Source organism: Microvirga pakistanensis, from assembly GCF_004458765.1.
In the GTDB taxonomy this organism is placed as follows: Bacteria; Pseudomonadota; Alphaproteobacteria; order Rhizobiales; family Beijerinckiaceae; genus Microvirga; species Microvirga pakistanensis.
On sequence record NZ_SPJX01000018.1, the window covers coordinates 1 to 25,341 of the forward strand.

Here is a 25,341-nt window from a genome sequence, read left to right on the forward strand (position 1 = left end):
CCACCCCGGCCGCCTCACGGCGCCAGAGCCCTCAAGGCCCCGTCAGGCCAGCCACCGCAGTGGCCGCCGTCGATGAAGCCGTTCTAGCCAATCCAACCCCCGGTGTCAACAACAATTTTGAAGTTTCTGTCGGATCGAATTTCTATTCCTGGCCCATCTTTGCCGTTCAGGCCATAGCTTATCGTTCACAAAGACGAATATTGTCTTTGCGTCTTCTTTGTCTCAGACGACATAAATCATCCGACAGCTTCTGCTTTGCGTCAGAGGAGCCGAGGAAACTTGCCATCTACTGGCTACCTCGGCTCGTGGCGTCGATCAGGACCTGCGAGAGGTCCCGCGTGACCCGGCACTCGGCAGGATCCAGAAGGAGCCCGGCCAATGCGGCGTCTGTGACATGAGTCCTGCCGGGACCTGAAGTCCGGCGGGGCTGCGGATATGTCAATTAGCCGGCGCGTTGTCAATGCTCGACCGAGCGAAATCTGCATTTCTCCTCCCGGAGCAACGTACCCGTGCCTAGCGGGTGGCCATCAACTCTGCCAGAAGGAGAAAAGCGAGCCGAGACCGTCCCCGCGTGACGAGAAGATGGTCTTGGACTCTGTTCATTGGGGCACAGAACGCGTTCCCTCACAGGCGGTAGAGGGCTCCGGACCCATCGTCCTCCGGCGCGGGGCCGCCGATCTCGGTGAGATACAACGAACCGGCCGCGCCAGCGGGACAATCACGCGAGGTTGTCCCCGTACGTCAGATCAATAGGTCCTGTAATAGGTACGGTATGGAGGACGATAGCCGTCGTGATGTCCGTACCCGGGCTCCCAATGGGGAGGGCCACGCTGCCCGTCCTCCCATCGCCGTGGCCCTCTGTTGTGCCTGCGGGCGACGAAGGCGCAGCGTTTGGGCACGCCATAAGCAGGGTCGCCGAAGACGCTGTTCGAGCAGGCAATCCCGCCCCCTCGCACAAAAACTTCAACGCTCCTGCCTGGAACCCCGTAGATCACATTGGTCGGATAGGGCACCCGGCAGAATCCGCCCTCTCGCGCGCAGGGAATCAATCCCTGAGCTTGAGCCTCTGACGCTGCTCCAAAGATGAGACCTGAGGCAATGACCATCCCCGCCAACATCGCACGTGTCATGAGCTTCCTCCATCGTGACAAACAATGTTACAAAGTCAGTTATGAACGTCTGCCTAACAAGGCCGCTGACAGTGAAACGTGCCAAGCAGACCAGAATAGCACCCTCGACCACGAGGATGGTCTGAAGGGGCATGTAGAATTGCGCCGTCAGTTTGGGCGATGCAGGGCTCATGCGAAGTCGTGAGTCGCGGGAGGGCGACTTGCCGCCGGAACCGCTGTGCGGTGCCGCGCTCTCGGCCAAGACCTGCCCGAGCGCACCCCTGATCCGACAGATCTGAAGAACAGCGAGCTTGGAGTCGGGCTGCGCATCTCGATCACCCATCCTGACGCCCTCACGACGACCTCACCGGGGGTCCGTTCGACCCCTGATGATCCGGATGGCGGAGCGGATGTGACGCCAATCCGCATGACTTCCCCGGGTGGAATTTCATTCGCACAAGGAGCGGCCCGTGAGCCCACGCAGGTGCCGGGAATGGGATCTCGACAACAGCCAGGCTCATTGCCGAGCGGGAACTTTTGCGGAAGCTTGGCGTTATGTGGGCTCGACCTGAGGGCATCAGGCCTCAAGCCACAATGAAGAGCGGCTGTTCCAGCAGCCCAGAAAAACCTGCAAGAGCATTCATGCACGCATTTTCTCAGACCGCCAGGCCCGAAACCTCGGGAGCCTTCACCATCATCGTCGAGCGCCTTTATGCCATGGCACGGCATGCAGAACCCACGCTGGGCGACCCGTCGGACCTGGAAGCTACGCTCACGGCGTTGCCCTCGGAGCACCGCAATCAGGTCATGCTGGTGCTGGAGAGTGTAGAGAGCCGGGCAGAGGCAAGGGCCGACGATGACCTCGCAGAGGCTGCACGAATGGTCCGGCAGGCTGCCGGCCGGGTCTGGGCTCATGCGGGTTATGACAGCTCGCGCTGTGCCTAGGCCGCGGCTGCCGAAGCGGGGTTCAGATCGCCTGAACCCGCCGGGCGGGACTTCCGAGCGACAGTGACTCCCCCTCCCCTCTCGAAATCCGGGGCTGGCGCCTAAGAGCTGTTTCCACGTGCGTAGAATCATCTCTCTTCCTTGGTGTGTCGCAATTTGAGAGGCGACCCGGATCCACTTCGCCGAAAAATGCTCGAGCCGAAGAGCGAAGCGAGAGCGGTCCCAAGGATCCCAAACTGAGCATACGGCGTTAAAGCTGTGCCATGCCGCCTAGGGAGGTCCGCATGTCCCGTTTCATCGCCATATTCGCGGGGCTGATGTGCAGCGTCCTGTCGGTCAGTTCGGCTGAAGCCCTATCGCCCGCCCCGCTCAGCGGCGGGCCGGCCGGCTTCTTCGAACGCCTGTTCGGCGGACAGGCCTCTCCGACAGCCCGGCAGATGGTCGTCTGGCGTGGTTTGCATCGACCCGGCACGATCGTCATCTCGACCAGCCAGCGCCGGCTCTATTACGTGCTGGGTCAGGGCCGAGCGATCCAATACGGGATCGGTGTCGGTCGACCGGGCTTCACCTGGACCGGCACCAAGACGGTGAGCATGAAGCGGGAATGGCCGGACTGGAGCCCGCCAGCAGCGATGTTGCGGCGGCGCCCCGATTTGCCGCGCTACATGAAAGGCGGCTTGGGCAACCCTCTCGGCGCCCGGGCGCTTTATCTTGGCTCGTCGATGTACCGGATCCACGGCTCGAATGAGCCGGAGACCATTGGTTATGCGGTCTCGTCCGGGTGCATCCGCATGACCAATGCCGATGTCATCGACCTCTACAACCGGACACGAGTCGGAACCAGGGTCGTGGTGTTGCCTTGAGATGTCCGGATGTGATCGACGCGCTTGGAGCTTGCCGGTGATTTGATGTCACGAGTCACTGCACGCGGACCATAGCAGATGATTGCGATCATTAACGTCAAAGAACCGGAGCGCGGCGGCGACCGGCATGAAGGATCGCCGCCGCAAAAGGCTGCCGAACAGAAAGAAAAACCGCCGAGCCGGCGACGATCCTGTCACGACTGAAATTTTGCTTCCAGTTGAGCAACAAGGGTCTTGAGAGGCTCCGGCAGAGGTGAGTCCAAAGTATCCTGATAGACACTCCTCAAGGAATGGCCGAGGATGAAGTTCACCTGCTGCTGCGAAAAGGTCAGGCTATTTGGGACAAGACCCATAAGCCCAAGATTATCGTTCCATTGCATGGGATTATTCTCGACATCCATTCAGCATCACGGCTAACACATGTTAATCGCAACTCGTGCGCACCGGATCCGGTTTCAGCGGGGCAGTGAGAAGAATGTACGACTTTGATTTCTTCTGTCGGACTTGAGCAAAGGCGAGCCGCGCCGGGACGACCGATAGGCTCCATTCTGAAGCGAAGGCGAACGACACCCCGCATCGCATTGCTGGGGCACCCAAAAGAGCCCCTTCAATTCCATAGCATGAAGGGCGCCTCCGGGGCGCCCTTCCGCAGATCCTGCCGAGCCTATCGAACGGCTACTTCACCAGCCCGACAGACGTCAGCACGTCTCGCGTGCGGGCCTGCTCCGTCTTGACGAACTCGTCGAGTGCGGATCCCGTCAGGAATATGTCCTCCCAGCCGCGCGCAGCCAGGATCTTCTTCCAGGCTTCGGACTTGGCGAGATCCTCGAACATCTTCGTGAGCCGCGCACGGTCATCCTCCGAGATGCCAGGAGGCGCGACGATCATGCGCCAGTTGGACAGCTCAAGATCGATCCCGCTCTCCTTCAGGGTCGGCGCGTCGACGTCCCGCAGGCGGTCGGGAGAGGAAACGGCCAGCAGGCGTAGCTTGCCGGCCTGGATCTGGCTCGTGAACTCACCGAGGGAATTGATGCCCGCCGTCACCTTGCCGCCCAGGAGCGCCCCGAGAGACTCACCTCCGCCGGAAAAGGCAATGTAATTGGTCTTCGACGGATCGGCGCCAACGTTCTTGGTGATGAGGGCAGCCAGGATGTGGTCCGGACCGCCGGCAGATCCGCCCGCCCAGGTCACCTTGGCCGGATCGGCCTTGATCATCTCGGCGAGTTCCTTCATCGACTTGATCGGCGAAGTCGCCGGGACCGCGACCGCCTGCCATTCACCGGTCAGCCGCGCGATCGGCGTAACCTGGTCGAGCGTGACAGGCGACTTGTTCAGATTGATCGCGCCGACCATCACGTATCCGCTCGCCATCAACTGGGTCGGGTCACCCTTGGCGCCGTTCACGAACTGGGCAATGCCGATCGTTCCTCCGGCGCCCGGCACGTTCGTCACCTGCACGCTCTGGGCGAGACCTGCCTCGGAGAGGCCTTGTGCCACCGAGCGTGCAGTCTGGTCCCAGCCGCCGCCGGGAGCCGCGGGCGCCATGATCTTCAGGCTGGGCGCCTGCGCGAAGGAAGCGGACGGTAGGGTTGCGCCTGCGATCAAGGCCAGGCCGAGAAGTGTTCTGCGGTTGAACGTCATGGTTATCCTCCTTGGATCAATGGTCATGCCCGACGCCGACGTGGCGTTGGGCCGTTCTTGGAGCCAGTCCAGGCTCGGCGGGTCACACGATCACGCCCCAGCTTTGGCGTCAGGGATGGCAAGAGCCTTGGCCTTCGACGGCGTCGGCTCGTGAAGTGCGCGGCGCTCCTTGGCGTAGCGAACGAGGGCGCCGAAGCGGTAGATGCCGTGAACGAACTTGCTGTACGGCATGGTGATGAAGAAGCCGAACACGAAGCCCATGTGCAGCGCGAGCATCGTGCCCATCGCAGGTGTTGCCCTCAGCACGAGCAGCAGGAGGCCGGTCAGGCTCACCAGAAACAGCATGGCGGTGAAAGCCATCTCCATGCCGCGTCCGTTCTCGTCCCGCAGGGCAGGATCGCGCTTGAACTTCGCCCACATGAGGCCCGCGGGTCCGACGACAAGGCCGATGCCACCCAGAGTTCCAAGGACCACCGGCAGGTCGTACCACGGATAGGGGGCCTGCAGGCCGAGCAGGTAGTGGTAGAGTGTAGCCGTGCTTGTCGCGCCGAGGCAGAGGAAGAAGCCGTAGAAGGTCAGATGATGATAGAGCCGGCGACGGTCGTTCGGCCGCTCGTCCTCGTTGAAGCAGCCGGGTCCGCCGCCATCGAGATAGCGCAGCGCCATGGTGTCCTTCATGGCCTGCCAGACCGACACGCCATTCGTCAGCGTCTCCCGCGTCTCGCCGATGTCGCGCCAGAACAGGCGAAAGCCCATGATCAAGGCCGCGATGGCATAGAAGAACGCAGCCCCGAACACGCCCGCCATCGCGTTGTGCGACATGATGCGGTAGAACGCGCCCGGTCCCGTCTGCACGCCGAACATCACCGCGGGATCGTTGATGGCCATGAGGCCGAAGAAGAAGATCCCGACACTCAGCGCCGCAATGAGGCTGATCGCCAGGCCGTTGCGCTCGAACAGCGGCGCCAGCGCCTGCGGCCACACATAGAACTTGTAGGAGTCGTTCCGGACCTTCGCGAGCGTCTGCGGAACGTTGACGTTGAACTCGTGCGGCGGCGAGAACTGGCAGTCCGTATAGCAGGCGCCGCAGCTGTGGCAGAGATTGGCCAGATAATTGAGATCTCCGTCCGAGAAGGCGCGCCGCATCTCCATGGCCGGAAAGACCGCACACAATCCTTCGCAGTAGCGGCAGGAATTGCAGACCGTCATCAGACGGTCGGCCTCTTTGAGGGCGTCAGTTGCGTGCATTGTTCGCAGCCTCCCGTCCGGCGATCCGTCCGAAGACGCTGCCGATTGTCATTCCGATGCCGGCGGCATAGCCCTTGCCCAGGACATTGCCCGCCATGATTTCGCCTGCGGCGAACATGTTGGCCGAAGGAGAGCCGTCGGCCATGAGCATCCGTGCCTCCTTGTTCACGCGTGTTCCGAGATAGGTGAAGGTGATGCCCGGGCGCACCGGGTAGGCGTAGAACGGCGCCGTCTCGATCCGTCTGGCCCAATGGGTCTTCGGCGGGTTCAGTCCTTCGGTCCGGCAATCGTCCAGGATCGTGTGGTCGAAGGTGCCGGGGCGGACGGCCTCGTTGAAGGTTTCGACCGTGGTCTCGAGCGCCTGCGGGTCGAGCCCGAGCTTGCCGGCGAGCTCCCGGATGCTGTCCGCCTTCACGGGCGGGTAGAGAGACGGCATGAACATCTCAAGCGACGGCCCATCGAAGATGATGTAGGCGATCTGGTCGGGTTGGGCCGCGACGAGCCGTCCCCAGATGGCGTAGCGCTTGGGCCAGATGTCCTCGCCCTCGTCATAGAAGCGCTCGGCATTCTTGTTCACCACAATGCCGAAGACGACGCAGTCGAGCCGGGTGATGATGCCACCATCGAACTTCGGCGCCCGTGCGTCGATCGCCACCGCATGACACTGGGTAGGGTCGCCGATCTGCTGCACGCCCTTGTCGAGCAGCATCTTGAGCACGGATCCGCGGTTGTAGGGCGTGCCACGGATGAGAAAATTCTCGGCGACGTCTCCCCAGTACTGCTTCAGCCATTCGATGTTGGCCTCGAACCCTCCCGCAGCCGCGACCAGGGCAGACGCATGCACGTTGTGCCGCTGCCCGCCATAGGCCACCGTGGCCGATCGGAATTGTCTATCCTGAATATCGAGGTCGACGACTTCTGCATCGTAGAGAATGTCGACGCCCAGGTCTTCCGCCGTGCGGTAGAGCGCATTGAGCATCGCCCGCCCTCCCCCGAGGAAGAACGAGTTCGTGCGCCCCAAGCTGAGCGTTCCGCCCAGAGAGGGCTGCCAACGGACGCCCTGCTCGACGATCCAGTTCAGGATCTCCTTGGACTCGCGGATCATGAAGCGGGCGAGCTCCTCGTCCGTCTGACCGCCTGTGACCCGCAGAAGGTCCTCCCAGAACTCCTCCTCGGTGTAGGGCCCGGTCAGGATCTCCGTGGCCGTATCGTGCGCGCAGCGCATGTTGCGGGTATGGCGCGTGTTGCCGCCTCGGTAGAACTTGGGAGCGGCCTCGAGCACGAGCACGGAAGCGCCGGACCGGCGCGCGCTGATGGCGGCGCATAGTGCCGCATTGCCCCCGCCGATCACCAAAACGTCGTGCTTGCGTGCCAATTCAACCGGAACGGCTCCGGCCTGCGCGTCTGGACGCAAGGACGCTTTCACCTGCTCCGGCGGAACGTCTCGCGAGACCGCAGTTCCCACCTTCATCTCTCCAACCCCTGGCATACCAGCCGGAACTCCATCTGACACAGGCCCGAAGCAGACCCTTTGCCCACGAACCCAGGCTCGCAGATCGGGAAGCAACGCCGCAGCGTCGGCCGAGCACCTCGTTCATCACCTTTGATGGTGTCTGTTCGGTTGCCCCTGAAGGCGCAAACGTTAGGGTTCGCGTCCCTCTTGGCTGCTCCAGCCTTTGGCTTGAACTTCGAGCACGTTTGTATACAAAAATATCCAAACTCATGCCCTAGTCAACCTGGATGTCCGATCCCGCGCTGAATTGGGCAGAGTTTTTAGACCTGCGGATGGCAGATCGACCCTTCCGCGAACCGGAACTGGTCGGCCGGAACGCGGGGATGCTCTGAGGAGAACATAGCCCACGGCTACAGATCAGCTGCTCCCGTCGTTTGCGAAGGCGTCGCTGTCATTTACCTGGGCTCCTCGGCCGTCTCCCAGGATGGATCGAGCGTGAACAGCTCCTGCGGCCGGTTGACTCCTCTCAAGGCGTAGCGGCCGACAGAAACGAGGCATTCCTGCTCATTTGTCGCCGCAAAGAAGGCCGAGGAGACGAGAACATCCCTCTCGACCGATCGACAGAGGGCCGCGATCCGGCTCACCTCGTTCACGGCTGGGCCGACCACCGTGAAGTCAAGGCGATCCTGGCTGCCGATATTGCCATAGAAAACGGCGCCGATGTGCAGCCCCAAATAGGCGCCGGTGACCGGCAGGCCTGCGGCCAGGCGCTCCTGGTTGAGCGTGCGAATACGCGACCGCATCAATCGCTCAGCCTGAAGAGCGCATTGGCAGGCCCGGCTCGAATCCCCTTCCTTGAAGATCGCCAGCGTCCCGTCCCCGATCAGCTTTAGAACATCACCCCCGGCCTCATAGATCGACGAGATGATGGCTTCCGAATAGTCGTTCAGGAAAGGAATGATCTGCTCCGGATCCGCAGTCTCGGTGATATGGGTGAAGCTGCGCAGGTCGCTGAACCAAAGAACAGCCTGGATCCGGTCGGTGACGCCACGGGCGATTCTCCCTTTCAAGACCATGTGACCGGCGTCGCGGCCAAGATAGGTCTCGACGAGCGTCGTGGCGATCCGCGTGAGCGAGGAGCATTTGACAGCGAGCATCAGGGGCGATGCCAACTCACGGACAAGAGAGACCTGCTCGTCCGTAAAACCGGCTTCCGCGTCCGTCGTCCAGGACGAATAGAAGGAGTCCATTTCTCCGATGATGCCCTCGGCCTCGAAGCGATGGATCAGGGCGAGATAATCCGTCTGCCCCTCAGCACGCAGATCCGCCAGAACGGAAAAGTCATCGGCATGCTCCGGGCCGATCCGCCGCCGCAGGAAATCCTCTCCGCTCACCGAAAGATGATAATAGGTGCTCCTGCGCCAGTTGGCGGCCTCCTCGCCCCCGACATTGGTGCGGCCATACTCGACGACATGATCGAGGTCCCCCTGATCGTCGCGGCGCCAACGGAAGACACGGCCCTCATGGATCGGATGCAGCGTGTCGATGACGATGTTCACCCGCGTGACGGGCACGCCCTCGGTGACAAGGCGATGGCAGAAGCCATGGAGAAGCTCCAGCTCCGTCATTCCTGTCAGCCCAGCTCTCGTGACCCATTCAGCTATGCCAGCTCCCTGCCTGCCATCCATGTCCGTCCCCCATGATCAGACCACTCCGCCGGCGATTGACCACCGCCTGCTGAGTGGTTGACCATATCTGCACGCCAATCAAGGGGTGGCAGGTCAGCTTCGTCCCGCTGATGGGTGCCGGGGCAGATTTCGGATGCTTTCAGCACGCCCGTGTTGCCGCAGGCGAGCGGCGCTGCGATGGCGCGCGCACCCAGGATGACGAGACGTTCCAGGGAGCAATGCCGAGAACGACGCTTGCGGGCTGGCGCACCGCCATGGAAACACAGCCAGGCTTGCTGCGTGCGCAATGCGGGTCAGTCTCCACGCGCGCTCATCTATCACCGAATGGTTCAGGATGCCTGCATGCGCCTCCAACAGTTGCCCTGAATTTCCGCGCGGTTCCTGACGTCGCCGACTCTGCCCTTGGGATCGACGCCATCGTCGGGAGACAACCATCCCAAACAAAAAATTACAATCTTACATTCGAGACTCAGAGCGATGTGCTTGCAACCGCTCACCACGACGTCTCGAACCAAAATGTCAATGGACAGCAAGCAACTCAGGCAATAAGGTTCCGTCCCTCACTTCGCTCAACTGTTGGTTCGTTTCTCTGTCACGACATTGTTTATTCATAAAGAATAATATTGGCCCATAACGCAGCGGTGCCATTCTGAACACACAAGAATAGCTTATACGGAGGAGTTATTGTAGGATATAACCTTTTATATCATGTCGATTAACCCGTTTATCACTAGAATAATACTTAATAAATCACAAAACCTAGAAGCCTTGTTCTCAAAAGGCTCGATCAATTTTGGGCAAATCCTATGACCTACATTCTTAACGCCGCGCCGAGCGGAAACTTTGACTTATCCAATTGGAAGCTTCAGCTTCCCGTCGATTCCTCCGGCACGTTCAGCGCCTCGGCGCGTGAAGTCAAAGATCTCACCAATTACGAGCATTCGGAGTATTTTTACACCGGCGGCGATGGCGCTATGGTCCTGGCCGCCCCTGTCGAAGGCGCAACCACCAGCGGGTCCAAATATGCCCGATCCGAACTGCGCGAGATGAATGGCGCCGCGAATGCCGCGTGGGATCTCACCAGGGGTGGATACATGGCGGCGACGCTCGAAGTCGATGCTGTTCCGACGAAACTCGATGGCACTCTCGGCCGTGTCGTGATCGGCCAAGTCCATGGTGGCGACGGACAACTGGTTCGCGTTTACTGGGAAAATGGTACTGTCTACTACATCAACGGCAGAACCAGCACACAAGACAGTGACACGAAGTATGCGCTGAACAATGGCTCTGGTCAGACGCCGAGCATTTCTCTCGATGAGCGATTTTCATATGCGATCGACGTGCATGGCAGTAATCTAAAGGTCAGTGTCATCGCCGATGGCCAGACCTACACCTCGACCATCGACATCCCGGACGCCTGGAACGACAACGTCTTCTACTTCAAGGCTGGCACATATCTCGGCGAGAACGAGTCGACCGCCAAAGGCTGGGGGCAAACCTCGTTCTACAGCCTGACCTTCAACCATAACGGCACCTCAACTCCCGCTCCTACGCCGTCTCCCACTCCTTCGCACCCGACGCCAACCGAAAACCAGGTGTCCCAACGGCCAGTGACGACGAAGACAGTCAATGGTTCCAGCGCGAATAATACACTTAAGGGAAGCTCGGGCAACGATCTGCTGAACGGGAAGGCTGGCAATGACGTGCTTTGGGGCTACGGCGGAGAGGACATCATGATTGGCGGCTCCGGCAAGGATGCCTTTGCCTTCAACAAGCGCATCGGTAGGGACGTGGACATTATCGTTGATCTAGATCCTATCGCCGACACCATCCGCCTCGAGAATTCGATCTTCACCAAGCTGACCAAGTCCGGCACGCTGTCGTCCAGCTATTTCAGAGCGGGGGATAAAGCGGTCGATACCAATGACTACCTCATCTACAATAGCAAGTCGGGCACTCTCTACTACGATGCCGATGGGTCCGGTTCCAAAGCGGCAGTTCACTTTGCCACGATTGAGAACCTGGCCAAGTTGACGGCCTCGGACATCATCGTGGTCTAACGCAGGTCATTGCTGAAGCAGCCCTCGCGTGTGTGCGGGCCGCTTCTTCTATGCCTGGCAACGCGCAGTGCAGCGAGGCATCGCCGCCCGGGACCTTGTCGCCATGAGCAGCCTTATGCTCTGACGTTTTACGCATGCATGGCTGTTCCCAACCGGGCTTCCGGCGAAAACGCTACCGCTTGCAAGTGTGCCGGCGAACGGCAGCGTGGCTATATGCAGCAACATCATCCGATATGCGGTAAAGGCGGGATCCGCATGATGCTGACTGGTCTGGACATGTCCAGAATGGCATCACACTCACGGCCTTCGAAAACGTTTTGATCTCCAAGCAGCAGAAGAGCTGCCATGGATTGCCTCCCAGTCGACAACACCAGCTGCGAGGAATTGGCCCCGCTGATTCTCCGAACTTTTGGTGCGCATCCAGTCGGCAGACGGATAGCCTTAAAGTAGCAGTGCATGATTAGGAGTGGATACTTCAAAAGAAGTATGCGTCTCAGATGCAAGTCCGCGAGAGGCCCATGAGGGCGAAACTGAGTTCAGCAGCCTTATTCATGACAATTTTATAGAGAGATTTGCTATTCAAATCGAGTGCTTTGTCAGGATAACATTCGTACAGCAAATATAAGTACATACTAAATTGGAGACTGCCGTGGCGCCTGCGAATTCGTCAAGTTTAATTGGCAACGACGAAGTCAAAAAGGAAAACGGAACATGTATATCCGATATAAACTTTGTACGAGCTAATTTTGACGCTGCGGAGGCAGCTATTATCGCGACCCGGAGCGGGAAGCGGTCACACCCTCGTTTCACGATTCCGTTCATCGTCGAGATCAACGGCGTCCGGTATCCCGGTAAAGACATCAGCCTCGGGGGAGTCGCATTGGCTTCTCCAGTGCCTACAGCGGTCCTGGGCAATGTGTACGACGCCGCTGTCTGCTTTGAGTTCGAGTCCTACAGTCTGATCGTCAGCCTCAAAGCTGAAGCCGTACGGCTGAATGAGGATCAGAAGGTCATAGCGCTCCGCTTTGTTGGCCTCGAAAAAGAGCCCGCGCGCTTGCTTCAGAGTATCTTTGACAAGTCCATGTATGGCGGTGTTGCGGATGTGAGCGGCATTCTCCCACTCAGTGGGACGCTGTCGACAAGTAAACGCTTCCGAGAACCATCGCTCCTGCTCAGAAGAGCTGGTTTCGCTGCCCGCATCATCGTCATTCTCTCCCTTTCAGCTGTTGGCGCAAAAGTCCTGTACTCAGTTGTAGCTGACCGGCTTACCAGTATACATGCGGAGTATGCAGCAGTCGCGGGCGCTTCAGTTGCGCTTAGGGCAGCCGAAACTGGCTATTTCTCTGGTGAGGTTTTGGCAGGGTCCCTGGTCAAGCAGGGCGATGAGCTTGGAACGATATCATCCAGCATTCCGAGTGCGTTGAGGGCAGATTGGGAAGGGAAGATCGTCGCGTTGGAGGCTCGCTTGCACGGACAGCGCCAGGCGCATGAGCGTGCCCGCTCAGCCATGGAAAGCTTTAGCCGAGCCACAGCGACACGACTCGCCAAGGCTCAAGAAGAACGTCAGATCTTGGAAAGCCAGACGAGGATTCAGCGGAAGAAGGTTGATCGACTGACAGGCTTGGCGAAAAACGGCGCGGTAACTCAGACTCAAGTCGACGAGGAGGAGTTGAAACTTTCTGAATTGCGCCGTCTCATTTCGCAAATCGACGCTTCGATCGCCGAATTCGAAGCGCTTTTGGAGAGCGCCAGCCGAGGTGCCTACGCCGTGGGGCAACATAATACCGAGCGCACCCCAGCCGAGATTGAATACGAAATCCAGCAAATAGATACGGAGCTTTCTGCCGCTCGCGCAACCTTTGCCGCGCTGGTTCAAGGGACCCCTGTCAAAAGTCCGTGCACCTGTATTGTTCAGTCCACCGCAGTGCGCTCAGGCGAGTTTGTAGAAAGAGGTGCAAAGCTATTCATTGCATCTCCGATTGATCAACCGCGCGATCCCTCGATCGTGGAAATCGACGCGCTTGTTCCGATCAGTGCCGCCCACCGCCTCGCCATAGGTGGTGAAGCGGACGTTCAAACCGCGGATCATACTTCCGGCGTGGCTGGAGTCATAAATTCTGTGAGCTTCCACCCCGACGCGAGGGCGGGCCTGCCAGACGCGTTAAGGGTACGCCCCGGTTACGCGGTTGTCACTGTCGCGCTCGAAAGAGTAGCTCTCACGCAAGTTCCTCAGCCGGGCGTGCCTGCCAGAGTCTCGTTTCGAGCAATTCCGGGGTTGTGGGAGGGATCCGCTCCTTCCACTTGGCTGGCTTGGAGTTCTGAGAACCTCAGGAAGCTGCGGGAATTTATCTTAGTCTCACTCGGCTCGGCGCACGCCACTGCAGCAAAGGCCTCGCCGATAACGTCGAGTCTCAAAAATTCCACCGACGTTCGATGACGTCTCCGAAGGTATCCCGCCAGGTCGCCGGGATGCCTCAATCCACGTTCAGGCACACCACGGCATGTATCTCAAACGTCGTTGAGGTGAAAAGCCAGGAATGAGCAACGTGTTGAATTTCAGTGGACTCTCATCCCAAGGGTACAGCAAGAGGTCGTCAGGCACGGCAGCCATCGGCTGGTGGAGCATCCATGCGCTTACGCTCGCGCTGTTGGTTATCCTCGCAAGCCCGACGTCTGCTCTATCGGCGAATTCCGGCGCCTTGATTGTTGTTGGCGCTTTAGGGCTCTGGAGATGGTCATGGGCAGGAATGCATCTCGTCCGTGCAGTCATCTACGAGAGAATGGTCTTCCCACGAATTCGACGCCGGGCTTCCAATGCGCCGCTCCCGTCGCATCTTTTCATCATCGTGACGAGCTATCGAATTCAGCCCGAGGTTACGTATACCGTATACCAGCGTCTCATCGAGGAACTTGAAGCGGTTCATGTCCCGGCAACAATCGTCTCTTGTTTCACCGATCCAGCTGACATCAAGCTGGTTGGGCGGCTGTTCAATTCAGCAAATCTCGTCGAAGGCTCTTCGATCATTTTCATCCCGCAGGCTGGCCGAGGCAAGCGTCATGCTTTAGGCCAAGCCCTGAGAGTCATCATCGAGCGACATCCGCCGCCTTTCAGTTTTGTCGCGCTGATGGATGGAGACAGCGCACTCGGTCGCAACACCCTCCGAAATACTTGCGAAATTCTGAGTTCAGAGAATGACGTAGGGGCGGTCACAACCGAGAACATCCCACTGGTGAAAGGTTCCACCCTAGTGCGGGAGTGGTATCGACTTCGAATGGCCCAGCGACATAGCACCATGTGCTCAATGAGCCTGTCGCGGAGATTGCTGGTGCTGACAGGCCGGTTCTCCGTTTTCCGGTCGGAGATCGCTACGGGGGAAGATTTCGTCCAAGCAGTCGAGAAAGATTCCATTCCTCATTGGCGTCTCGGAACGATTGAGATGTTAACCGGAGACGACAAGAGTACCTGGTTCACTGTGCTTCGTCGGGGCTGGAAGATGTTGTATATTCCCGACGCAGTGGTGCATCCAATCGAGGAGCTTCCACCAGGCGGCGTATTTTCCGCAACCACATCGCTGATGTCCCGCTGGTTCGGGAACATGGTTCGTAACAGCGCCCGTGCCATAGCCCTCGGTCCAACTCGGTGCGGCTTCTTCACCTGGATCTGCTTGGTCGACCAGCGCCTGTCGATGTGGACGCCGCTTGTTGGGCCGGTATGTGCATTGTCCGCATGCATGATCTCCGGCGAAACCTCGTACTTATTCTTATACCTCCTATGGGTCCTCGCGAGCAGAACCGCAGTCAGCATCGCTCTCTGGGCCGTCACCGGCAGATTCCACCCGCTTTTTGCTGCGATCATCTATTACAATCAAATTATTGGCGCTTGGCTCAAGCTGAGAGCTGTGTTCAGCCCTCACAGGCAACGGTGGACGAGGCAGGCGATCGGCAGTCCTGCGGGAGGACTTCATAATCTATGGTCGGATGTATCCTCGAACCTGCTCCGATACATGTCGATCGCGATATTCGTTGTCATCGTATCGGGGGCATCGATCAGTTTAGGAGCTCCCAATTGACTGCCCGGAATTCCAAACCCGCGCAATTTCGCGTGTCGTCTGATGAATGTAGAATCCCCTGGGCGTGTGTTGCGACCATCTTGATGGCTATTTTCTTGAACTCAGCGCAAGCTCGCGCCGCGACCGCAGGCTGCCCAGCAGCGAGTTCGGAGAAGATCGTCATAGATCTAACATCTCTGGCAAATGGGGGCGGCAGGGATGAAGCATGGAGCAATGTTTGGGGCAGAGAACGGCTGTTGCTTTTGCCTCGAGAGGACGAGACTGCCGGGCCGGTGCTCCGCGTCGCCTATCCAAAGGGATCCGTGAACCCGGGCAATGCTGCTGCCCCGCAGGGCGGTGCCGGGTTCATCTATAGAATGCGCCGCGGTGCAACGCGAGCTTGCCTGAGTTACAAGGTAAGATTTCCCGATGGGTTCGCGTTTGTCAAAGGAGGAAAGCTCCCAGGGCTTTTCGGCGGCGATGCTCCACGTGGGTGCACCCCACGGGAGGTCAACAAGGGGTTCTCCGCGCGACTTATGTGGCGAACTGGAGGGGCGGGTGAGCTATATGCTTATGCGCCGGATCGTGCCACCGCCTGCGGTCAAAGCCTCAGCCGAGGTGCTTGGACCTTTCAGACGGGCCGATGGATTGCGGTTTCACAGGAGATAGACCTGACCGGTTCCCTTGAGTCGGGCGACAGGATCCTTCTTAGTATCGATGGAAACACCGTGCCGTACAAACTGCAGCTCAGATCCTCGTCCGCAACACTGATCGATGGTCTCCTTTTTTCAACGTTCTTCGGGGGGAGTGACCCCAGCTGGGCGTCACCTGGCGACCAGTTCGCCGATTTTGCGGACTTCGCTATCTGGCTCTATGCCTTCCCCTAAGCAGGCCGAGGTCAGCGCTAGGTGGAGGTTCCGACCAAGTTGCTCCGGCGAGAGCCCGAGCCGATATTCGTCGGTAACAGCCAAAGGGCGAAGCAGTTGACCCACATAAAGTGCTCCAACAATGAAATGGCGTTTTCCTGCACGTAAGTGTAGGAAAGCTATATGCACAACCTGAACCGCTTCCACCTGAATGGCCTTCGCGCCCTCGAGGCTGCGGGACGCCTGGGCAGCCTGCGGGCGGCAGCCGAGGAGCAGTTCGGCCGCCCCATGTTCGAGCGCCACCCGAAGGGACTAAGACCGACACCGTTCGGGCAGGAGGTCCTGCGTTATCTCAGCGCCGGCTTCGCGGAGATCTCCGCCGGACTGGCCCTCGCCGACCGTCGGCGCGACAGCGTGCTCACCGTCTCGGTCACTCCAATGGCCGAAGATGGACTAGCGGGCTCCTCTGGGGCGACTTGCTAACCGATATAGTCCTTCGGAAGGCAATGACAAAAACGGGCGCCTATGTGGCCCATGATCTGAAACTTTGCCCATTGGTGCTCCAGTGTCTTGATCTTGTGCCGTCTGACCAGCGGGTCGGACCAGTCATCATCGATGAAACTACCGGGAGGCCGTATGCGGAGTCCGCTTATGGCCGGGAACGCGGCTTGTCGTCCGACCCGCAGGCATCCCGGACCATGTGTGGAACATGGACGCCAGGGCTGGAGCCATCATGGAAGCAGAAGATGCAGGAGCGGATCTAGACCTTACCCAGGCGTCAGCCGCTCATGCTCAAGCATCCACCAACTCCCGCTATTCGCAGGGAGCGGTTGGGAAGTCGCGGAAAGTAGCCGAGCTTCGAATCGGCCACCGGACCGCGAAGAACGGGGCCTGAACAGCCTATGGGGAACGCGACGGGGAACGTGGGGAACGCGAGATCAGTGGCAGAGCGTCGGAAAGCCTTATCCACCAATAAGTTAGGTGGAGCGGGCGATGGGAATCGAACCCACGACATTCAGCTTGGGAAGCTGACGTTCTACCTCTGAACTACGCCCGCGCAGTTCCCGATTTACAACGGTTTAGGGGGCTGCCGTCAAGCCCGAAGAATGGACCGAGTGACATCCGTGTGCCAGTCAGCCAAGAAGGTTGTTCACGATCTGGTCTATTCCCTGCTTGGAAGCCTCGCAGGGGAAGAGATGCCCATACTGATCGAGGTGACTCGCAGACTTGCGGCTAAAACCCACCTCAATCAACAGCTGGTCGCGCAGTGCCGGAGGCTGTGACAGTTGATCCCGCTCAGCTGCGCCTTCTCGCACAGCATCCGCAAACCCAGCTCGACATGTTATCTTGGTTGACATAACCGCCCGTGGAATTTGGAAACACGAAATCCTCAACCTTGGAAATCTCGACCTGAGCCGCCACAGCCGGAGCTCCCATATAACGGCTGCGCCAACTGGCACCGTTCTCACCCCGGCCTCAGTCTTGGTTATGTCTTTATCCCGGTAAAGATCAGCCAGGGTTTCGACAGGTTGCGCTTGAGGCTGCGAACATAAGCCGGCCCGAACTTCAGCACCCACCCGTGGACAGTGTCAAAGGAGACGAGAATACCGCTCTCCAGCAGCATCTCCTCGTTGAGCTGCAGGTTCAGAGGAAACCTGAGGTACAACGAAATAGCATAAGCGATGATCTCAGGAGGAGACCGATATCATTCGTAGCCGACGAGCTGGCTCATGCCAAAACATCTACAACACTCGCTCTCATGTCCGAGTTGACGTTACAAGGCCCTGATGAGCCAGCCCCTTAACTTAATCCGGAAGAGTTAGTCGGATGTACCTCGGGCGACTTATAGATCTTAAACCAAGGGGATGCATATAGCTACTTTGATACGGGACAAAATTCTCTTTGGGGCACTTAGGTATTTTATCAAGAGGCAATTTCGAAATAGTCACGCGCTTCCATCAAGCAGTACATTCGGAGAAATTAGACAACCATGCAGGTAGTTATCCTAGCGGGGGGGTTAGGAACCCGCCTTTCAGAGGAGACTGGGGTCAAGCCGAAGCCGATGGTCGAGATCGGCGGGAAACCTATCCTGTGGCATATCATAAAAATCTACTCATATTTCGGCATTAACGACGTAATCGTCTGCTTGGGTTACCGTGGCGACGTTATCAAGGAATACTTCGCCAATTATGCACTTCGTAACTCGGATATCACTTTTGATATGTCGAGCGATCAAGTTATTATTCATCGTCGCCGTTGCGAGCCTTGGCGAGTGACCTTGGTCGACACAGGTCTTGAGACCATGACCGGTGGTCGCTTGCGACGAGTGCGCGAGCACCTAAACCAAGATCAGTGCTTTTGCATGACCTACGGTGACGGTCTCGCAAATATTGATATACGGCGCTTGGTAGAGTTCCATAAAGGGCATGGACGTCTTGCGACACTCACCGCGGTTCGCCCGCCAGGCCGATTCGGAGCAGTTACTCTCGAACCTGGCCACGGGCTCGTTACCAGTTTTCGCGAAAAGCCCGAAGGTGATGGCGCATGGGTAAACGGGGGATACTTTGTGCTTCACCCCAGCGTCATCGACTATATAGCTGACGATGCAACCATCTGGGAGCTCGGGCCACTTGAGCACCTGTCGTCTCACGGGCAGCTTGCCGCCTTCCGGCACAACGGCTTCTGGCAGCCTATGGACACCTTGCGGGATAGAAAACTGCTCGAAGATTTGTGGGCAACCGGGGAACCGCCTTGGAAGGTATGGGACGATCAGCAGCAGCTGCCTGTCGAGAAAAGAACAGAAGACCAGAAAGGTGAAGGGCGCATGATGAGATGAGAAAGATCAACGCGCGGACTCTGAAGGAGATTCGTTCGAGACCACTCCAGTCACAGTAACCGTTTTAGGCACACAGATTATCTAAGCATTAGGATCAGAGGCGACTTCGATACGACACGTCGAATCTCGATCTCCCAAGCTCGGAGAGTTGTCATGATTTTCTCCAGGACTCCCTTGCACGGGGCATTCGTTATTGAGCTAGATCGACGGGAAGACTCGCGTGGTTTCTTCGCCCGAGCGTTCTGCGCTGACGAGTTCGCGCTCAACGGCCTCGACCCTACAATTTCCCAGTCGAATCTATCATTCAACTATTGCCGCGGCACGCTCCGAGGCCTGCATTACCAAGTCGCACCGGCAGCCGAAGTCAAACTGGTCCGCTGTACGAGAGGCGCAATTCATGATGTGATCGTGGACTTGCGCCGCGGATCACCGACATACTTGCAGCACTTTGCCATTGAGCTATCTGAAGAGAACCGCCTATCCCTATACGTCCCCGTGATGTTCGCCCATGGTTATCAAGCCCTGACAGATGGGGCCGAAGTGATCTACCAAGTGAGTGCGGCCTATTCACCTGAATGTGAGCGCGGTATCCGGTATGACGACCCAGCGCTCGGAATTGGCTGGCCTATTCCGGTCACTGCAGTTTCCGAGAAAGACGCGGCCTGGCCTCCGCTGGACTTGGAATCAGCCGGCACAGCCTACGAAGCCCAAGCAAGTGCATTGGACCATACTATTGGCACCGGATCTACGCGTGGTGGGAACGAGAATGATAATCGTCGATAAAGCGCTCAAAGCGCGTGCGGATGCAAAGAATCCCGTCCGAGTAGGATTGATTGGGGCCGGCTTTATGGGCCGCGGCATCGCCAACCAAATCATTAACTCCGTTCCCGGTATGAGACTTGTTGCAGTCGCGAACCGCACCCTCGCATCGGCTTGGCGCTGTTACACCGAAGCGAGTGTGCCCGTTACTGATGTGGCCGAGGTAGAGACAGCCTCGCAGTTTTCAGCCGCCGTGGCGCGTGGAAGCTATGTCGTGACAGGTGATCCGACGCTCGTCTGCCGATCCGAGGGCATTGAAGTGATCATCGAAGTGACGGGTAGCGTCGAGTACGGCGCCAGGGTCACCCTCGATGCAATCAATCATGGGAAGCACGTCATCCTCATGAATGCAGAGGTCGATGGTACAGTCGGTCCAATCCTGAAGGCAAAGGCTCAGACGGCCGGCGTCATCGTCAGCGGTTCAGACGGTGACCAGCCCGGCGTGCAAATGAACCTCTACCGCTTCGTGAAAAGCATCGGACTGACGCCCCTCCTCTGCGGCAACATAAAAGGCCTTCAAGATCCCTACCGTACCCCCAGCACACAGAAAGCCTTTGCAGAGAGGTGGGGGCAGAATCCCCATATGGTCACGAGCTTCGCCGACGGCACAAAAATCAGCTTCGAACAGGCTGTTGTCGCCAACGCGACCGGAATGTGCGTGGCTAGGCGTGGCATGCTGGGATACAATCACGATGGCCATGTGGACGAGCTCACGGCCCGATATGATGTCGAGGAATTGCGCGAACTCGGAGGCATCGTCGATTACGTTGTAGGAGCAAAGCCTGGACCAGGAGTGTTCGTGCTCGCGGCCCATGACGATCCAAAGCAGCGACATTACCTGAATCTCTACAAACTTGGTGAGGGTCCTCTCTACAGTTTCTACACTCCCTATCATCTGTGCCATTTCGAAGCTCCACTTTCCGCAGCGCGGGTCGCGATCTTTGGTGACGCCGTGCTGCAGCCACTGGGCGGGCCTCGCGTGGAAGTCATAAGTATAGCCAAGCGTGACCTGAAAGCTGGCGAGATACTCGACAAGCTCGGCGGGTATATGACTTACGGCCAGGCTGAGAATGCGAGCATAACTGCCGCAAGCAACTTTTTGCCGATCGGTGTGGCTGAGGGATGCCGGCTCCGGCATGATCTACCCAAGGACACGCCTCTGACCTACTCTGATGTGGAGTTACCAACCGGCAGGTTGGTGGACCTGTTGCGAATCGAACAGGCTAAGAAGTTCAGCTTGGGTTATCCTTCTGAGCTTGAATTTGAACAACCGCCACATGAGCGCGCTGATGCTCTTCCTCGGGAAAGCAGGACATATCGAACGGAGACTCGCACCTAGACGCTCCTTACAAAGCGTCACGATTGAACAATGACCTTTCGAGTAGGAATGTCGATTGAGGATCTTGGTCACGGGCAACATGGGGTATGTGGGATCTGCGGTCGTTCGCCGCCTGCATGCTACACTTCCAGGTGTTGAGCTCACCGGATATGATACCGGATTCTTCGCACATTGTTTAACGACTCACGACGGACTTCCCGAACTGAGGCTGAAACAGCAGGTGTTCGGGGATGTACGTGATCTCCCTATAGAGATCCTTGAATCGGTGGACGTTGTGGTACAACTCGCGGCCATATCGAATGATCCAATGGGCAACCGATTCGCAGCTCAGACGGAGGAAATCAACTTCCGCGCAGCCATCGAGATCGCGAAGCGTGCGCGTATCGTCGGTGTCAAAGGCTTTGTCTTCGCATCAAGTTGCAGTGTCTATGGCGCTGCCGAAGGTCCACCGCGGAAGGAAGAAGATTCTCTCAGTCCACATGGCAGTGAAATCCCTGCGTTTCGCGACGGCCTGCGGCATGTCGGATCGCTTGCGACTCGACCTCGTGCTCAACGACGTCGTGGCAAGTGCTCTGTCGAGCGGGGAAATCACTGTTCTGAGCGACGGCTCTCCGTGGCGGCCGCTTATCGATGTCAGCGATATGGCGCGCGCAGTCGAGTGGGCTGTACTTCGTCGTCCCCCAACTGGTGGTCAGCATCTCATTGTGAATGTCGGCTCGAACGAATGGAACTATCAGGTGCACGAACTCGCGGCCGCGGTGGCAGCAGAGATACCAGGAACAGCCGTCTCATTAAACGAGAAAGCTCCACCGGACAGGCGCTCGTATCAGGCAGACTTCACAAAGTACCGCATACTGACGCCGAATTACCAACCGCGCATGAGTCTGGTCGAGACGGTGCGGGCAATCCGTGACGGGCTCGAAACTCTTGGATTGACCGATGCTGATGTTCGAAATTCAGATCAGATCCGTCTTCAAGTCCTCGAGCGGCACACAGCCTCTGGACGCCTTTCCGCAGACCTCCGATGGAGATACCCTCTCAAGGTTGAAACACGCTCTTAAGAGGAAATCTATGAACCTTAGACGTTACCTGGATCGGAACTCGGTTAGGTAGATTAGGATGTAGTACATGCAATACTGGCCGAGTCCCAGGACTCGAACCTCTGCGCATTCAGTTTCCGAGAGCGGGAGCCTTCCTGCGGAGCAAGCGTGTCCGGCAGACAAGGACTTGATCAAAATTGCCTCTAATTTGGATCGGCTGAACGATGCACTTGACGATAGCCTCAAAGCATTCGTCGATATACATGCCATACCCGGGGAGGATCTCGGACTCTCTCAAGGCTCAATTGCACAAAAAATCTATCTCCGCTTCAAAAGAGCAATCAAATTATTCTATAGTGTCCGCAATGCAAACATAGTTATTCTTTCAGGATCTCCTGGCGATTTAATCAACTTGTGCTTATTTAAATTCGCTATCCCGAATGTGAGCTACAAGCTCGTTTCGATAGATCTAATCCTCCAAAAGCCGCGAACTATGAAGCAACATTTTTTAGCCAAACTACGGAGGATAATATTATCAGAAGTTGATCTTTTCATAAATCATTTCCGTCACCTACAAGGATACGAAAGCATTTATGGAATTTCTCATGATCGTTCGGTGTACATACCGTTCAAGGTCAACGAGATTCCCAACCCTAAGATGTCACCCTCACCGGCTGGGGACTACGTACTCTGCACCGGTCGGACTCGGCGGGATGTGAAGACGTTTGTCGAGGCCATCCGGCTATCGGGCTGCCCGGGCCTCCTCCATCAAGAGAGTGCTGCAATCATCAACTCTCATGGGACAGCAACTTGGCAAGGCGAGATCCCGGAGAACCTCACCTATATCATCGACGATTGTAAGGAGGCATTCATCAACTACATCTCGAACGCCCGGATCGTCGTCATTCCGAGGTTCCGAGACGACATTGCTCCAGCTGGGATTGCTACATACCTCAGCGCCATGATCAGAAGAAGATGTTGTGTTCTCAGTGAAGGTCCCGGGCATGATGATGTGCTAACCGGAGGACAGGCTGTCATTGTTGAGCCGGAAGATCCTGAGCAACTGGCAAAGGCTATAAGAAGATTGTGGGAAGATGATGAGCTGCGGACAAGCATTGCGGAGTGTGGGTATGCTTACGCGCAGTCTGTCGGAGACGAGAGGAGGCTCCATTCAGATATCCTGACTGCGAGCCTCGCCCTGTTGCCGGGTATAACCCAACATAGACAAGCATGACTCGCGATAGTCTTCCCTTACTGACGACCATCTCTAAGAGGATGAGATCATCAAGAGACCCATCGTAGTCGCGCAGGCATCAGCGAAGTTCGCACTCAGTCGTCTTTTTGAGCGGCAGATGCATCGCTCGATGCACACCATCCGTATCCTGCAATGCGGACGCGCCATAGCAGCTTGCGCTGTGGTGTTTCATCATGCTGCGCTGGGCACCGAGCTGCGCGTCGAAGCTCTCCCACAATGGTTGGCGGTGTTCTTTCACTTCGGCTTTCTCGGTGTTGATTTTTTCTTTGTCCTAAGCGGATTCATTATCCTGCACGCACACGCTGACGATGAGCAAGGGCCAAGGGCAGCGATTGTTTATTCGAAGAGGCGCCTGACTCGCATCTACGTCCCCTATCTCCCAATCGGATTAGCGATGGCCGCTTACTATGCATCGGTAGGCCTCAGCTTCAATTTGATAACCTCCTTGACACTCATGCCTGCTGGAGCGCCGGCGCTCTCCGTGGCGTGGACCCTGACGCATGAACTCCTCTTTTATTCAATCTTCGCAGTTTCCTATTTCACGCGTCATTTTGCCGCTCTAGCTTCAGCGTGGGCTGTCTCAATCGTCGGGTTTTCCGTCCTTGTCGGAGAAAGTTGCTGCGCTGAGTATCCAGCAGTCGTACAGGAGAGCCTCAGGGTGATCCTATCTCCGCTCAATCTCGAATTCATCTTCGGGATGGTTGCGGCGGTTGCGGCTAGGCGCATGCCATCGCAACTATGGTCGTTCGCACTTCCAATCGGTGCGGTAGGAATTGTCGCCTTTTTCTTCTCTCTGTCCGATGCTAACCCTTTAGCCTTGACCCGAGCATGGTTCGGTCTCTCCGTGGCCTTCGTATTGGTCGCGGCTGTCTGGCTCGAAGAGCTGGGAAGAATCCATACACCTGCTTGGCTCATGCTCCTTGGCGATGCCTCCTATGCGATCTATTTGGTTCACAATCCATTGGTGGCTTTTGTAGCGCGCGTCGTTGGCGGTATTGGCTTCCCGACGTCGTGGTCGATAAGCCTGGCATTGTGCGCGGCTCTTGGGATTGGAGGCGGCATTGCCTATCACGTGCTTGTTGAAAAGCCGGCTCTATCCCTCTTCAGACAATCGCGTCGAAACATCCAAAGAGGATAGCTCTCGGACAGGGAGCGTCCGGCCCGGCCTTTCACGGAGCGCTTCTTGTCTGCCTTTGAAGCTGACTTCACGATCAAGTTCAAAATTGGAGATGAAACATTGGCCCCTCACCAACCGCCTGACGGAAGAAACCCTATCGAGTAGACCCAACCCGCTCCATCCATGAACCTGCTGTGAAGCGTCTTGTACGGCCCGCACATTTTTGGACAGACCGTTCCACTGCAGGACATTTGCGAATGACGTACACAATCCCACTCACCACCTCCCGGTCGTCTACGCGCGGTACGCCACGAGCCAGCCGGAAGCACGGTGAGGTCCACATTATCTGACGCTCGCTCAACATCAGCAGAAGCAGCCCACCCATTCAGAGTCTCTTCGAAAGGGAGGCCTGAGTCAGAACTCAGGCCAAAGTGTTAGGTCCTGAGCCAAGCCGCAGACAACAAGGGTGAGATCTGCCTTAGGTCTGATGATGTTGCAGGACCTTGGTCCAGGGCAAACCATCAGGTCAGGAATTGCCAACGGCGTTCTATGACGCCGAAGCAGCGTCCTCAGACAAGAAAGAAATGCTCACTAGTCAAAGCAAGACCCTTGCTGAGGACGGCAATCTGTACAGCCGCTCCGCGGCCGGAGCCGTCAGCATCGCAGAACAGCTTGCCCGTTTTCTGGTCATAGACGATGAAGTCGTTATCATCCTTGGCCCTCGTGCCCAAAGCCAGATAATCCTTGTTCAGGGTCGCAGGCTGGCTGGCCGAGCCGGGCTTAGCAAACACCGCATTGTCAAGCCAGATGCTGTCGTACGCCGGATTGAAGTCGACGATCTCGTCTCGATTGCTCATCGCGTTCGGCTTGGTGTCGAACACAAACGCATCCCTGTCGGCGCCGCCCGTGATCGTGTTGTTGCCGGTGTTGCCCGTGAGGCTGATCGAGGCGGACCCGGTGGCGGTCAGGTCCGTTTTCCCGGCCGCCAGAGTATGGCTGACGCTGGTGGTCAC

At 57.7% G+C, this 25,341-nt stretch carries 20 protein-coding genes, 1 tRNA gene and 3 pseudogenes; 15 read left to right on the plus strand and 9 right to left on the minus strand.

The genetic code is table 11. From position 1 onward, the window contains the following. Window positions 1-1,751 precede the first annotated feature (1,751 nt). From E4K09_RS01505 to E4K09_RS30595, 3 genes are all read left to right on the plus strand, one after another. Window positions 1,752-2,054 carry a hypothetical protein gene (locus E4K09_RS01505; RefSeq protein WP_134494589.1) on the plus strand — a complete coding sequence of 101 codons (303 nt, stop codon included), beginning with the start codon at window positions 1,752-1,754 and terminating at the stop codon, window positions 2,052-2,054. A gap of 284 nt (window positions 2,055-2,338) precedes the next feature. Continuing rightward, complete coding sequence (locus E4K09_RS01510) at window positions 2,339-2,917, plus strand: L,D-transpeptidase (RefSeq protein ID WP_134494591.1); 579 nt, start codon at window positions 2,339-2,341, stop codon at window positions 2,915-2,917. Window positions 2,918-2,995: 78 nt separating this feature from the next. Then, on the plus strand, window positions 2,996-3,121 hold the full coding sequence (locus tag E4K09_RS30595) for a hypothetical protein (protein WP_280177433.1): 126 nt from the start codon (window positions 2,996-2,998) through the stop codon (window positions 3,119-3,121). Here E4K09_RS30595 and E4K09_RS01515 read toward each other — a convergent pair. From E4K09_RS01515 to E4K09_RS29700, 6 genes and pseudogenes are all read right to left on the minus strand, one after another. Next, complete coding sequence (locus E4K09_RS01515) at window positions 3,112-3,318, minus strand: NepR family anti-sigma factor (RefSeq protein WP_244610314.1); 207 nt, start codon at window positions 3,316-3,318, stop codon at window positions 3,112-3,114. The genes E4K09_RS30595 and E4K09_RS01515 overlap by 10 nt on opposite strands. A 274-nt stretch (window positions 3,319-3,592) precedes the next feature. Beyond that, a complete protein-coding gene (locus tag E4K09_RS01520; protein WP_134494593.1) occupies window positions 3,593-4,558 on the minus strand; it encodes a Bug family tripartite tricarboxylate transporter substrate binding protein in 966 nt (321 codons plus the stop codon). A 90-nt stretch (window positions 4,559-4,648) separates the two neighbouring features. Then, entirely contained in the window at window positions 4,649-5,806 is a 1,158-nt protein-coding gene (tcuB, locus tag E4K09_RS01525) for a tricarballylate utilization 4Fe-4S protein TcuB (protein ID WP_134494595.1), read from the minus strand. After that, a complete protein-coding gene (tcuA, locus tag E4K09_RS01530; RefSeq protein ID WP_134494617.1) occupies window positions 5,793-7,181 on the minus strand; it encodes an FAD-dependent tricarballylate dehydrogenase TcuA in 1,389 nt (462 codons plus the stop codon). Before tcuA ends, tcuB begins: the two co-directional genes overlap by 14 nt. Before the next feature lie 533 nt (window positions 7,182-7,714). Continuing rightward, window positions 7,715-8,947 carry an adenylate/guanylate cyclase domain-containing protein gene (locus E4K09_RS01535; RefSeq protein WP_134494597.1) on the minus strand — a complete coding sequence of 411 codons (1,233 nt, stop codon included), beginning with the start codon at window positions 8,945-8,947 and terminating at the stop codon, window positions 7,715-7,717. A gap of 110 nt (window positions 8,948-9,057) precedes the next feature. After that, window positions 9,058-9,221 (minus strand): annotated as a pseudogene (locus E4K09_RS29700) (aldehyde dehydrogenase family protein); the annotation flags it as partial. A gap of 532 nt (window positions 9,222-9,753) precedes the next feature. Between E4K09_RS29700 and E4K09_RS01545 the strand changes: the two are divergent. The 5 genes from E4K09_RS01545 (at window position 9,754) to E4K09_RS01560 (ending at window position 16,405) form a co-directional block, all read left to right on the plus strand. Further along, window positions 9,754-11,007, plus strand: coding sequence for a polysaccharide lyase family 7 protein (locus E4K09_RS01545; RefSeq protein ID WP_134494599.1), 1,254 nt, complete (start codon window positions 9,754-9,756; stop codon window positions 11,005-11,007). A 649-nt stretch (window positions 11,008-11,656) separates the two neighbouring features. Beyond that, the gene (locus E4K09_RS01550) at window positions 11,657-13,444 is read left to right on the plus strand and encodes a PilZ domain-containing protein (RefSeq protein ID WP_134494601.1); all 1,788 of its coding nucleotides are present in this window, start codon (window positions 11,657-11,659) and stop codon (window positions 13,442-13,444) included. Between the two features lie 100 nt (window positions 13,445-13,544). Beyond that, complete coding sequence (locus tag E4K09_RS01555) at window positions 13,545-15,077, plus strand: glycosyltransferase (protein ID WP_134494602.1); 1,533 nt, start codon at window positions 13,545-13,547, stop codon at window positions 15,075-15,077. Between the two features lie 83 nt (window positions 15,078-15,160). Further along, window positions 15,161-15,943, plus strand: coding sequence for a polysaccharide lyase (locus tag E4K09_RS30925; protein ID WP_425293800.1), 783 nt, complete (start codon window positions 15,161-15,163; stop codon window positions 15,941-15,943). A gap of 162 nt (window positions 15,944-16,105) precedes the next feature. Continuing rightward, window positions 16,106-16,405 (plus strand): LysR family transcriptional regulator, encoded by a 300-nt coding sequence (locus tag E4K09_RS01560; RefSeq protein WP_193557226.1) that lies wholly within the window; start codon window positions 16,106-16,108, stop codon window positions 16,403-16,405. Window positions 16,406-16,904: 499 nt separating this feature from the next. On the opposite strand, the gene E4K09_RS01565 is transcribed toward E4K09_RS01560, so the two are convergent. Beyond that, window positions 16,905-16,979: transfer RNA gene (locus tag E4K09_RS01565), tRNA-Gly, on the minus strand. Window positions 16,980-17,408: 429 nt separating this feature from the next. Then, window positions 17,409-17,588, minus strand: coding sequence for an IS6 family transposase (locus E4K09_RS01570; protein WP_134494604.1), 180 nt, complete (start codon window positions 17,586-17,588; stop codon window positions 17,409-17,411). 324 nt (window positions 17,589-17,912) lie between these two features. Between E4K09_RS01570 and rfbF the strand changes: the two genes are divergently transcribed. The 7 genes and pseudogenes from rfbF to E4K09_RS01600 all read left to right on the plus strand — a co-directional run bounded on the left by rfbF (window position 17,913) and on the right by E4K09_RS01600 (window position 24,349). Continuing rightward, window positions 17,913-18,758 (plus strand): glucose-1-phosphate cytidylyltransferase, encoded by an 846-nt coding sequence (gene rfbF / locus E4K09_RS01575; protein WP_134494606.1) that lies wholly within the window; start codon window positions 17,913-17,915, stop codon window positions 18,756-18,758. 153 nt (window positions 18,759-18,911) lie between these two features. Continuing rightward, window positions 18,912-19,541, plus strand: coding sequence for a dTDP-4-dehydrorhamnose 3,5-epimerase (gene rfbC / locus E4K09_RS01580; RefSeq protein ID WP_134494607.1), 630 nt, complete (start codon window positions 18,912-18,914; stop codon window positions 19,539-19,541). Continuing rightward, window positions 19,525-20,916, plus strand: coding sequence for an NAD(P)H-dependent oxidoreductase (locus tag E4K09_RS01585; protein WP_134494609.1), 1,392 nt, complete (start codon window positions 19,525-19,527; stop codon window positions 20,914-20,916). Before rfbC ends, E4K09_RS01585 begins: the two co-directional genes overlap by 17 nt. 79 nt (window positions 20,917-20,995) lie before the next feature. Then, window positions 20,996-21,337: pseudogene (locus E4K09_RS30800) on the plus strand (NAD-dependent epimerase/dehydratase family protein); the annotation flags it as partial. A gap of 58 nt (window positions 21,338-21,395) precedes the next feature. Then, a complete protein-coding gene (locus tag E4K09_RS30805; protein WP_342211326.1) occupies window positions 21,396-21,977 on the plus strand; it encodes an NAD-dependent epimerase/dehydratase family protein in 582 nt (193 codons plus the stop codon). A gap of 166 nt (window positions 21,978-22,143) precedes the next feature. Next, window positions 22,144-23,190: a glycosyltransferase gene (locus tag E4K09_RS01595; RefSeq protein WP_166802099.1), complete on the plus strand. Its 1,047-nt coding sequence runs from the start codon at window positions 22,144-22,146 to the stop codon at window positions 23,188-23,190. Between the two features lie 118 nt (window positions 23,191-23,308). After that, window positions 23,309-24,349 (plus strand): acyltransferase family protein, encoded by a 1,041-nt coding sequence (locus tag E4K09_RS01600; protein WP_134494613.1) that lies wholly within the window; start codon window positions 23,309-23,311, stop codon window positions 24,347-24,349. Between the two features lie 548 nt (window positions 24,350-24,897). Here the strand turns inward: E4K09_RS01600 and E4K09_RS28665 are convergent. After that, window positions 24,898-25,341, minus strand: a pseudogene (locus E4K09_RS28665) (calcium-binding protein); the annotation flags it as partial.